The 11,280-nt window shown below is 42.8% G+C and carries 9 protein-coding genes; 5 read left to right on the top strand and 4 right to left on the bottom strand.

What is annotated here, in order from left to right:
- The 4 genes from I5907_RS21105 to I5907_RS21090 form a co-directional block, all read left to right on the top strand.
- Positions 1–235 (top strand): DUF2961 domain-containing protein (locus tag I5907_RS21105; RefSeq protein WP_196992833.1); only part of this gene is annotated, 235 nt, incomplete at its 5' end.
- A 247-nt stretch (positions 236–482) separates the two neighbouring features.
- Positions 483–1,400, top strand: a complete 918-nt coding sequence (gene rbsK / locus I5907_RS21100) for a ribokinase (RefSeq protein WP_196992832.1) — start codon at positions 483–485, stop codon at positions 1,398–1,400.
- A gap of 77 nt (positions 1,401–1,477) precedes the next feature.
- Positions 1,478–3,025, top strand: a complete 1,548-nt coding sequence (locus I5907_RS21095) for an ADP-ribosylglycohydrolase family protein (protein WP_196992831.1) — start codon at positions 1,478–1,480, stop codon at positions 3,023–3,025.
- Positions 3,026–3,034: 9 nt separating this feature from the next.
- The gene (locus I5907_RS21090) at positions 3,035–3,886 is read left to right on the top strand and encodes a polysaccharide deacetylase family protein (protein WP_196992830.1); all 852 of its coding nucleotides are present in this window, start codon (positions 3,035–3,037) and stop codon (positions 3,884–3,886) included.
- A gap of 3 nt (positions 3,887–3,889) precedes the next feature.
- Here I5907_RS21090 and I5907_RS21085 read toward each other — a convergent pair whose 3' ends face one another.
- The 4 genes from I5907_RS21085 to I5907_RS21070 all read right to left on the bottom strand — a co-directional run bounded on the left by I5907_RS21085 (position 3,890) and on the right by I5907_RS21070 (position 8,630).
- The gene (locus I5907_RS21085) at positions 3,890–4,882 is read right to left on the bottom strand and encodes a sugar phosphate nucleotidyltransferase (RefSeq protein WP_196992829.1); all 993 of its coding nucleotides are present in this window, start codon (positions 4,880–4,882) and stop codon (positions 3,890–3,892) included.
- A 136-nt stretch (positions 4,883–5,018) separates the two neighbouring features.
- Positions 5,019–5,207 (bottom strand): hypothetical protein, encoded by a 189-nt coding sequence (locus tag I5907_RS21080; protein ID WP_196992828.1) that lies wholly within the window; start codon positions 5,205–5,207, stop codon positions 5,019–5,021.
- A 207-nt stretch (positions 5,208–5,414) separates the two neighbouring features.
- Entirely contained in the window at positions 5,415–5,702 is a 288-nt protein-coding gene (locus tag I5907_RS21075; RefSeq protein WP_196992827.1) for an RNA-binding regulator, read from the bottom strand.
- 234 nt (positions 5,703–5,936) lie between these two features.
- Positions 5,937–8,630, bottom strand: a complete 2,694-nt coding sequence (locus tag I5907_RS21070) for a tetratricopeptide repeat protein (protein ID WP_196992826.1) — start codon at positions 8,628–8,630, stop codon at positions 5,937–5,939.
- Between the two features lie 381 nt (positions 8,631–9,011).
- Between I5907_RS21070 and fusA the strand changes: the two genes are divergently transcribed.
- The gene (gene fusA / locus I5907_RS21065) at positions 9,012–11,162 is read left to right on the top strand and encodes an elongation factor G (protein ID WP_196992825.1); all 2,151 of its coding nucleotides are present in this window, start codon (positions 9,012–9,014) and stop codon (positions 11,160–11,162) included.
- Positions 11,163–11,280: the final 118 nt, after the last annotated feature.

Below are 11,280 nucleotides of genomic sequence, written 5' to 3'. Positions count from 1 at the left end.
AGGTGATGGTCATTACCAGGTTGCACAGCGCTTTGGCCTTTACCGCTGGCATATCACAGACCCCATTCGTTTCGACAAAGATTTAAAAGTTACCATACAGGCACTCGGCTGGAGAGAGGGAGGTCGTTACCTGCCACTGAAAGATGATATTGCTTCCACCGTTTTCTGGTACCAGGCAGAACCACACAATGCCTTTCCGCCATTGCCGTCAAAAGATGAACTGGAGGTAAATTAATCTTCCCCCCCGTTATTATAACGAAATGAAAATAATGAGCCAGGCACCGGTACGGGTGGCATCGCCTGTTGCGTCGCACACTTGTACTGGTGAAGCATTATGGAGCAAACGCGAAGATTAAAGTGCTTTTGCTTTACACAACTATTATTTTGCAGTCATCAGTAACCACCAATAATTTCTGCTTAATTTTCTCTACATTCAAACAATACAAACACTGGTTGATAACAGTATTCCCAAGCAGCTTGTTATGCAAAAACCTTCTATAGTAGTAGTTGGCAGTTCCAATACAGATATGGTGATCAAATCGCCTTACCTGCCAAAGCCGGGTGAAACAATCCTTGGCGGTACATTCTTCATGAATGCAGGCGGCAAAGGCGCCAACCAGGCTGTGGCAGCGGCAAGACTGGGCGGTAATGTTTCCTTTATAGCCAAAGTAGGTAATGATGTTTTTGGGAAAGAAGCTGTGACAGGTTTTCAAAAAGAAGGCATAGATACAGCTTATGTTTTTACAGATGCAACACAGCCTTCCGGTGTTGCATTGATCAATGTAGATGATAACGGTGAAAATTGCATAGTGGTTGCATCAGGCGCAAATGCCGCACTTTCAACAACAGATATCGATAATGCAAGAGATAAAATCATCAATGCATCAATTGTACTGGTACAGTTGGAAACGCCGCTAACTACAGTGGCTCATGTCGCCGCCCTGGCAAATGATTACGGGGTAACCATCATACTTAACCCTGCGCCTGCCACAAAGCTGGATGATGCATTACTGGCACATATTGCTGTAATAACACCTAACCAGCACGAGGCCGCCATGCTTACAGGTATTGAAGTAAATGACACTGCATCTGCAAAACATGCGGCGAAGATCCTGCATGGCAAGGGGGTTAAAACTGTAATCATTACATTGGGTGCAGATGGCGCATTACTGTATCACAACGATTTTTTTACCGGGGTTGCCTCACCTGTTGTAAAAGCCGCTGATACCACTGCCGCCGGTGACGTTTTCAACGGTGCGCTGGCAGTAGCGCTTGCAGAAGGTAAAAGTGTGCAACATGCCGTGGCGTATGCATGTAGTGCGGCTGCCATATCTGTTACACGTTTGGGTGCACAGGCTTCTGCACCTTACCGGAACGAGGTAGCAAATCCTGCTGAATAACGTGCAGAACGTACAAGTGAGTGACACAACAAAAGCCGATAGTAGTAATAGTGCCGGCTTCCAAAAATATAACTGATATGAAAAAAATAACTTTTGCCTGTATAAGCCTGTTTGCCATATTTACTTCGTACGGTCAATCCAAAAGCGTTACGTTATCGAAAGATGTATTGCATGATAAAATAAAAGGTGGATGGGCCGGTCAAACCATAGGCGTTACATTCGGCGGGCCATATGAATTCCGATACAATGGTACATTTATAGGCGATTACCAGCGGTTGATGTGGAAAGATGGTTTACTGAAAGACAATATGCTGAATAATGCAGGCCTGTATGACGACCTGTATATGGATCTTACATTTGTGGATGTGTTTGAAAAGTACGGCCTTGATGCACCCGTTGATTCTTTTGCCAATGCATTTGCGCATGCCGGCTATACATTGTGGCATGCCAACCAGGCCGGGCGTTACAACATTCTGCATGGCATAAAGGCCCCGCAAAGTGGCGCATGGCAAAATAACCCGCATGCAGATTGTATAGACTACCAGATTGAAGCTGACTTTGCCGGCCTGATGAGCCCCGGCATGCCGAATACCGCATCTGAAATCAGCGATAAGATAGGTCACATTATGAACTACGGAGATGGTTGGTATGGTGGTGTTTACATAGGTGCCATGTATGCACTGGCGTTTACTTCTGGTGATATTCCGTACATCGTGAAAGAAGGCTTGAAAGCAATTCCTGCAGAAAGCCAGTTTTATAAATGCATCAGCGATGTAATAACCTGGCATGCCAAATACCCCGGCGACTGGAAACAAACATGGCTGGAAGTACAAAAAAAATATGCAGATGATATTGGCTGCCCGGAAGGCGTTTTTGTACCGTTTAACATTGATGCAAAAGTAAATGCGGCTTATGTGGTGATGGGGCTTTTGTATGGCAAAGGAGATTATACGAAAACGCTGGAAATAACCACGCGCTGCGGCCAGGATGCAGACTGCAACCCATCTTCAGCAGGCGGTATATTGGGAACGGTCATCGGCTACAATAAAATTCCCGCTTATTGGAAACAGGGTTTGAAAGAAGCAGAATCAATAGATTTTAAATACACTACCATCAGCCTTAATGATGTGTATGAGATAGGTTTTAAGCATGCGTTGGAAAACATTCAACGCAATGGCGGAAGTATAAACAGCGACAACATTACCATACTGCTGCAACAGCCTAAAGCAGTGCAGTTTGAAAAAAGCTTCGACGGTATTTATCCTGCAGAAAAATTTGCAGTAAAACTAAGCGGTGATAAAAAATCTGTCAGCTTCGACTTCGAAGGAACCGGCTTTGTATTAAGAGGTGAAACTGCTGAATGGGCAAGTAACACGGCGTACGTTTTTGACACTGAGTTGTACATAGATGGCAAGCTCAGCGAATCTCCCCAACTGCCTGCGAGCTATACTACCCGCCGCTACGAGTTATGCTGGAAATACGATCTGCCAAAAGGCAGGCACCATGTGGAGATGAAAATCAAGAACCCATCTGCACAATATAATTTCCGCGTGTATGAAGCCATCATTTACGCTGACAAACCGGTTGATGGATTGTTGGCCAACATACACGCAGCACAACAATAATTATCGCTTATGAAAAAAATCACAACCAGCCTTATTACCATTTTGTTACTGGTGTATGCACATGCCCAGCAACAGCCGGCCAGACTTATTGTACGCGGAGACGATATGGGTTACGCTCACAGTGGCAATGAAGCGCTGATCAAATGCTATACACAGGGCATCGAAAAATCTATCGAAGTAATTGTGCCTTCCCCGTGGTTCCCCGAGGCTGTTAAAATGCTGGCAGATAATCCTGCGGTTGATGTAGGTATTCACCTTGCGCTTACCAGCGAGTGGGACAATGTAAAATGGCGGCCACTTACAGATTGTGCCAGCCTGAAAGACAAAGACGGGTACTTCTACCCTATGGTTTTCCCAAACAAGAATTACCCACAACAATCTATACGTGAACAAAACTGGAAGATTGCAGATGTAGAAAAGGAATTTCGTGCGCAGATAGAACTGGCGCTCAAAAAGATTCCACGTATCAGTCACATATCTGCACACATGGGCTGCACAGATATTAGCAAAGAGGTAAGCGAACTAACAGTAAAGCTTGCAAAAGAATACAGCATCAATATTAACCTGGGCGATTATAACGTGGAATACATCGGCTTTGACGGACCACATACAACCGCCGCAGAAAAGATTGACAGCTTTATAAAAATGCTGGATAAAATGAAACCGGGCAATACCTATCTTTTTGTAGAACACCCGGGGGCAGACAACGAAGAGTTGAGGGCCATACATCACATAGGCTATGAACACGTAGCTGCTGACAGGCAGGGCGTAACAGACTTATTTACCAGTGAAAAAGTAATAGCCGCATTAAAAGCGAAAAATATAGTGCTGATCAGTTATAAGGATCTGCTGCAGCAATAATGTTTAACCAAAGTCAATTTCAGTATTATCACCAATGTTCAGGCTGCGGCTAAGGCCTTTAACACTTGCATCACTGCCAATAAGAGAGTTGTCTAATACCACTTCATAGAGGTTGGTGTAAGAGCCAATGATGCTGTCTCTTAAAATAGAATATTGCACTGTAGTATTGGCACCTATGGCTACATGCGGGCCTATGATCGCGTTCTTCAGCACACACCCTGGCCCAATGCTTACGGGTGGAACAATAATGGAGTTTTCTGACTGTACAGATTCGTTGATTTTGCCGCCAAATTTTTTGAGTAAGGTGGCGTTGCTTTCCAGCAAAGTTTCCTTTTTACCGCAATCGAACCAATTCTTTACCTTGAAAGGTTTAAACCTCGCCCCACGCTTTATCATACAATCCAGCGCATCGGTAAGGTTATATTCTCCGTAAGATTTAATATCTGCAGTAAACAGGTGGTGCAGGCATTCAAACAAAAAGTGTGTCTCTTTTATTTTATACAAACCAACCAAAGCCATATTGCTTTTAGGTATCGATGGCTTTTCAACAACGTGAGATATAAACCCTTCGTCGTCAATTTCGGCCACGCCAAACGTCCTTGGGTCATCTACTTTTTTTACACCAAGCATACTGTATTCGCTTTCCAGTATTTCTTTTACGTCATAATCACATATCGTATCGCCCAGCGAAACAAATACTTCATCCTGCCCCACAATATTACGTGCCAGTTCTATAGCATGCCCCGTACCCTGGCGCTCGTTCTGGTACACAAAATGACACTGCAAATGGGGGTAAGTCTGTTTAACGTAGTCCTGTATTTTCTCGCCCAAATAACCAACAATAAAAATAAACTCGTTTATGCCTGCATTATGTAGCTGATCAACAATAAAGCTAAGTATCGTTTTACCTGCAATTGGTATTAATGCCTTTGGTTGTGTATATGTATGCGGCCGAAGTTTTGCACCTGCGCCGGCAACCGGTATGATAGCTTTCATTCTGGGGTCTGTTTTTATGCCACTCTCACAAATTCCAACTTAGTTCAAGGGCGTGAAATTAGGGAAATCTGCTGTAACTGTGGCAAATGTTAATTGTACACTTCTAACAAAAATTGCACACCTTAAAGCCGGAACTTTACATGATACAAAAAACACTTTCTCCAAACATACCATGCAAAGGTTTCACCTGTATAGACTGGTTGATACAGGATTGTTTCCATAGTAGTTTTAGTTGCACTGAATGATTTAACGGTTGTTGTTTCAGCGGCAGCATTTCATGGCGTGAAAACTGGATGTATTTATTGTACCAAATGTAGTTTTTCATGGCATCGCCTTTTGTGTCACTCACTTGTACGTTCGGTTGTTATGGCGACTGTGGCGTTCCGGTTTTTGCATGCAGCATTTCCACCCACCAAAGCATTTTCACCTATAGCAGGCCAATTCACTAAACAGCTTATATAATAACATTACAATGCCCAATAAAAAAAGCGTTCATTGCTGAACGCTTTTTTTAATAAGCTTATGGTAATTATTACCAGCGGCTGTTAGAGTTTGAGAAAGACCTTTTCGGCCTGTCTTCTCTTGGTTTTGCTTCGTTAACCCTTATCGCACGACCGTCTACAGTTGCACCATCAAGTTCTTTGATAGCTTTCTGAGCCGCTTCGTTGCTGGGCATTTCCACGAAACCAAAGCCACGGCTACGGTTTGTAAATTTGTCCATAATAACTTTTGCTGAAGATACTTCGCCGTATTCTTCAAAAAATCCTCTTAAGTCATCGTCCTGTACGGCGAAGCTTAAGTTTGAAACATAAATGTTCATGCTTAACTGATAAAATTTAAATAAATACTTGAGAAAAAAGCAGACGTAAAGAAGACTAATAACTGACAAAAAAACTTAGCAGAAAAGACGTTCACTTACCAAATGCTGTAAAACTCAAATTGACAGGGCAAAGGTATGGAATATAAATTAATCTGCAGGCAATTATTTTAAGCATTACATTTTCTTTTGCACTTTAAATCACTCTATAAAAGCGATTGAAATATCAACGATTCTTTACGAAAATGAATTGGCAGACATTACCACATCTCTGCTTATCCCAAGATTACCGCTTACTGCTATCAGATCAATAGAACTCTTCTCCAGTTCTATACCTGCAACTTTTAATTTTAAAACGTTGGGCAGATACAGCGCAGCAATCATAAAGACTATACTGCCAAAAGTAAACAGCGAATACGCTGTAAAATCTATGATTGCCTTCTGGCTGAAGAAGTAAGATTTGAAAAACAATACCTGGATAGTTACAAACACAAACAAAGAAAGGAAAAAGATAAGTCCCGGTCCAAACTTCTCAGTCGTTCGCTTTGAAGAAAGCAGGCTCAACCGTTGTTTTATTTTATCGCAGGCAATCTTTGCTTTGTAACGGTCTTTATCCAGCTTATACGATTCTTTAAAATCACTCAAAGCCTTTATAAGCAGTGTTGCGGAACTGTCTTTCCTGCTTTCATAAATCTGCACAGTAACAAAACCACGCGAATAAAGCAATGCAGATTTTTCTTTATTGTGCAGCACTTTAGAACCTTCGCCTGTGCGTGATAAGTCCAGCGCTTTATTGAAATGCCTGAGTGCGGCATCGTACAAATCCGGGTCGTCTTTTTCTGCAGACCTTATACAGCATTCACCCAAACCAATCAGTGATTCTACATGGCATTCTGCTTTTTGCAGAATTTTACTGTACTCTTTGTACGCAAGCTCAAACAATTGCTGGTTTAAGTACGTTTCGGCCAGGTTGCTCCATATCGTAATATCATCTTCATTGTAAGCCAGGGACTGTTTAAAATAAACAGCGGCTTTCTTGTAGTCTTCCATACGGCTATGATATATCCCAATCAATGCTTTTACCAAAGCAGAATCAGGGCTACGTTCTTCGAGCAATTCCAATACTTCTGAAAACTTCTTTTTAAGAGGGGTATGTATGTCGTCCCTGTTATACAACAATATGGTAGCAAAATGAAAGTCGTTTGATTCCAGCAACAGCTGCACCATATCTGTAAGCAGACTTACATCGGTAATTTCAGCAGCAATAAGTTTGTTTTGAATAATGTTCCTGGCCTCCACCAGGTATTCACGGGATTGCCATAGCATTTGCGCCCTTTCGGCATTATCTTCGTCAGACACCTGTTTGTAAAGTGTTGCAAGCGCGTACAAAATCTTATGGTTTTTAGAGTCTGCCGCTAACCCGATCTTAAGTATAGACCTTGCTTCTTCTTTGGAACCAAATATTTCATTCAAAATCCAGCCGTAATAAAAATAAAAATTGTCATCATTGTCAATGCCGCGCTTTTCGGTCATCCAGCGTTTGTATAGCCTTACCGTATCGTTCCATTTTTCTTTGCCTTTTTTATAAGATCCCAGCGTCCAGTAAATGTTGGCAATGTTATGCTGGGCAAAAGCATCAGACGGGTCTTTTTCCAATACCCGCTCATAGCTTGCAATGGCGCTGTTGTATTGCTTTCGCTCTTCATGAATCAGTGCTTTACGGAAATAAGCCCATGTAGAATCAGGATTATATTGTAAAGCCTTGTTAAGGTATGCAAGAGATTCATCGTACTTCTTTTCCTTGTGCATAATAAACGCAAGATTCTCATAAGCGCCGGCATAACCAGGATTAATGTTGATACATTCATTGAACTTTTGCTTAGCTTCTTCAAGTTCTCCTAAAGGTATCAGGCTCGATCCCCAGTCGCTTAAAGCATCCACATAATCGCTTTCGTGTTGAGATTTGGCAGCACCATTGGCTACAACTTTTTTATACACTTCTCCTGCCTTGCGGAAGCTGGCGATAGACTCCGTATATTTTTTTTGCGCCTGCAATGAGAGACCAAGATTTCTATAATCTACGTACGAATCAGGGTTAAATTCTGTGGCCTTTATGTATTTTTCTTCCGCTGCTTTATAATCCTTTTTTGTTATAAAAAGGCTGTTTCCCCATGCATTATAAAAACGGGAGATATTTTGCGGAGCCACATTATTTGACGTGATTTCTTTTTCACCATTTTCCCAGTCGCCTGCTTTACCTGACTCGACAGCAATGTATTCCCAGGCATAATCATTTTTTTCATGCTGCTGGCCTGCAATGTCGATCGACTGCCTGAATGCAGCTATGGCCTCGGCTGATTTATTTTGCATCTGCAATGCCAGGCCCAGGTTTTTATAATCAATAAATGAATCAGGATTGTAACTGATAGCCTTCCGGTATTTGTGTTCCGCAGCTGCATAATCAGCGCCGGCGTTGTGCAGGTGATTGCCCCATGCATTGTAAAACCGGGATATATGCAGGTTGGCGACGTTGTGACCGAGTATAAGCTCCTCGGCTTTTTTCCATTCGCCGCGGGCACCCATCTCGACACACAGATGCTCCCACGCTGCATCATTTTTTTGATGTAGCCTGTCTGCAATTTCAATGGATTTACGAAATGCTTCTACAGCATCACCAGGTTTACCTAGTTTTTGTAATGCCAGCCCCAGGTTTGAATAGCTGATAAAGGCATCCGGATGATGCTGTATGGCTTGCCTGTAGCGCCGTTCTGCCGCTTCGTAATCCTTGTCTATATTATACAGTTCATTACCCCAGCTGTTGTAAAAATGGTACAATTCTTCACCTGTAGCGGTGCTGGCCAGCAGATCCTGCTCCTGTGCGGTATAAGATTTTACCGGATCGTTATTGGTGTGGTTTTCTTCTTGTAACATAAGGGATGGAAAGCAGTTGTAACGAAATATAAAAAATGTTTCACGCTTTTCAAACTTTTAAATTGCACCATGTATGGTGAAAACGCTTTTTCGATGCTCTTTTTGACCTGCGAACCAGGAAGAAGAGCGTGTTTATTACGCCGCTGCACCCGGATGTGATGCCCATGGCTATACTGTACAAGGGTGCGACGCAACAAGCGATGCCACAGGGTTCCATTGCCGGATCCATGATTCTTTTAACGGGTGATATCCGGTGAGACGACCGTGTAAAACAGGCGGCTAAAAATGTTTTCCCCAAAAGGTGTTAAGTTTAGTTTAAAACATTGATTTCTGGGAGATTTTACTACCTTTGCCGCCCGAAAACTAAAATATTCATTTTTTATGGCTGATCTCAGATTACAACGCAACTTTGGTATCGCCGCTCACATTGATGCCGGCAAAACCACTACCACCGAGCGTATCCTGCGCTACACCGGTATGATTCACAGAATTGGTGAGGTGCATGAAGGTGCTGCAACTACCGACTGGATGGAGCAGGAAAAAGAAAGAGGTATCACCATTACCTCAGCAGCCGTAAGCTGCCAGTGGGCTTTCCCTACCGATAAGGGAACGCAAACTCCGGACACCAAGAAATACTACTTTAATATTATTGATACTCCCGGCCACGTTGACTTTACCGTTGAGGTAGAGCGTTCTATGCGTGTACTGGATGGCCTTATTGCATTGTTCTCAGCAGTTGACGGCGTAGAACCTCAGTCTGAAACAGTTTGGCGCCAGGCTAACCGTTACAGCGTACCACGTATTGGCTTTGTAAACAAAATGGACCGCAGCGGTGCTGACTTCCTGATGGTAGTTGCACAGGTTAAAGAAATGCTGGGTGCGAAAGCAGTTCCATTGCAGTTACCTATTGGTGCAGAAGACAACTTTAAAGGTGTTGTTGACCTTATTACCATGAAAGGTATTATATGGGATGATGCTACAGAGGGTATGACTTACAAAGAAATTCCTATTCCGGCAGATATGCAGGCTGAAGCTGAAGAGTGGAGGCAAAACCTGATAGAAGCAGTAGCTGAATATGATGATAAATTATTAGAGAAATTCTTTGATGACCCAACATCTATTTCTGAGAATGAAGTGCATGAGGCGATACGCAAAGCGTGTATCGACCTTAGCATTGTACCAATGATGTGCGGTTCATCTTTCAAGAATAAAGGTGTACAAACTGCACTGGATGCTGTTTGCCGCTACCTGCCTTCTCCTGTTGATATTGAAGCCATTAAAGGTACAGATCCTTCTACAGGTGAAGAACTGGTACGCAAGCCAGATCCCAAAGAACCATTCGCAGCGTTGGCGTTTAAAATTATGACCGATCCTTTCGTTGGTCGTTTGGCGTTCTTTCGTTGTTATAGCGGTCACCTTGATGCCGGTTCTTATGTATTGAACGTAAGAAGTGGCAAGAAAGAGCGTATCAGCCGTATCATGAAAATGTTTGCCAACAAGCAAAACCCGATCGATTTCATCGAAGCTGGTGATATTGCAGCAGCAGTAGGTTTTAAAGAAATCAAAACCGGTGATACATTGTGTGATGAAAACCATCCTATCACGCTGGAAAACATGTTTATTCCTGAGCCGGTAATTGCTATCGCCGTTGAGCCTAAAACACAGGCAGACGTTGACAGAATGGGTATGGCCATTGCAAAGCTGGTAGAAGAAGATCCTACACTGCGTGTAAATACAGATGAAGATACCGGTCAAACAATTTTACGTGGTATGGGTGAGCTTCACCTGGAGATCATCGTAGACCGTATGAGACGTGAGTTTAAAGTAGAAGTGAACCAAGGTGCGCCACAGGTTGCTTATAAAGAAGCATTTGCCAATACCATAACGCACCGTGAGATCCTGAAAAAACAATCTGGTGGTCGCGGTAAATTCGCCGACATACAGTTTGAAATAGGACCTGCTGATGCTGAGTGGCTGAAAGAAAATGAAGGCAAGCACTTCCAATTTATAAACGACATCTTTGGTGGTTCTATACCTAAAGAGTTCATTCCTGCGATCATGAAAGGTTTTGAAACTTCTATGAGTACAGGTGTGCTTGCAGGTTACCCTGTAAGAGATATGAAGATCCGCATATTTGATGGTAGCTACCATGATGTGGATTCTGACTCTATGTCTTTTGAACTTTGTGCAAAATCTGGTTTCCGTGAAGCTGGCCGTAAAGCAAAACCAACTTTGCTTGAACCGATCATGAAAGTAGAAGTTATCACTCCAGACCAATACATGGGTGATGTAACAGGTGACCTTAACCGTCGTCGTGGTATGCTGGAAGGCATGGATAGCCGTGGTAATGCACAGGTTATTAAAGCCAAAGTTCCATTGAGTGAAATGTTTGGTTATGTAACACAGTTACGTTCGCTTTCTTCAGGCCGTGCAACTTCTACCATGGAGTTTAGCCACTATTCACCTGCACCAAACAACATTGCAGAAGAAGTGATGGCAAAGAACAAAGGCAAAGTGAAGATTGAAGACTAGCGTGTAGTAATAAGTTTTAAGTAATAAGTGATAGGAAGCCCCGTTCAGTAATGAGCGGGGTTTTTGTTTAATGGTCTGACGGAGACCGTCAGACCATTTTTTATTCTTAGTTTTTGGA

Origin of the sequence: Panacibacter microcysteis, from assembly GCF_015831355.1 — a bacterium.
GTDB classification, from domain to species: domain Bacteria; phylum Bacteroidota; class Bacteroidia; order Chitinophagales; family Chitinophagaceae; genus Panacibacter; species Panacibacter microcysteis.
This window is presented reverse-complemented; position numbering and strand designations above follow the sequence as displayed.

What these genes read in the sequence shown, in the direction of transcription:
- rbsK (WP_196992832.1), top strand. Translation starts at nt 483, where the DNA reads ATGCAAAAACCTTCTATAGTAGTAGTTGGCAGTTCCAATACAGATATG.
- I5907_RS21095 (WP_196992831.1), top strand. Translation starts at nt 1,478, where the DNA reads ATGAAAAAAATAACTTTTGCCTGTATAAGCCTGTTTGCCATATTTACT.
- I5907_RS21090 (WP_196992830.1), top strand. Translation starts at nt 3,035, where the DNA reads ATGAAAAAAATCACAACCAGCCTTATTACCATTTTGTTACTGGTGTAT.
- I5907_RS21085 (WP_196992829.1), bottom strand. Translation starts at nt 4,882, where the DNA reads ATGAAAGCTATCATACCGGTTGCCGGCGCAGGTGCAAAACTTCGGCCG.
- I5907_RS21080 (WP_196992828.1), bottom strand. Translation starts at nt 5,207, where the DNA reads ATGAAAAACTACATTTGGTACAATAAATACATCCAGTTTTCACGCCAT.
- I5907_RS21075 (WP_196992827.1), bottom strand. Translation starts at nt 5,702, where the DNA reads ATGAACATTTATGTTTCAAACTTAAGCTTCGCCGTACAGGACGATGAC.
- I5907_RS21070 (WP_196992826.1), bottom strand. Translation starts at nt 8,630, where the DNA reads ATGTTACAAGAAGAAAACCACACCAATAACGATCCGGTAAAATCTTAT.
- fusA (WP_196992825.1), top strand. Translation starts at nt 9,012, where the DNA reads ATGGCTGATCTCAGATTACAACGCAACTTTGGTATCGCCGCTCACATT.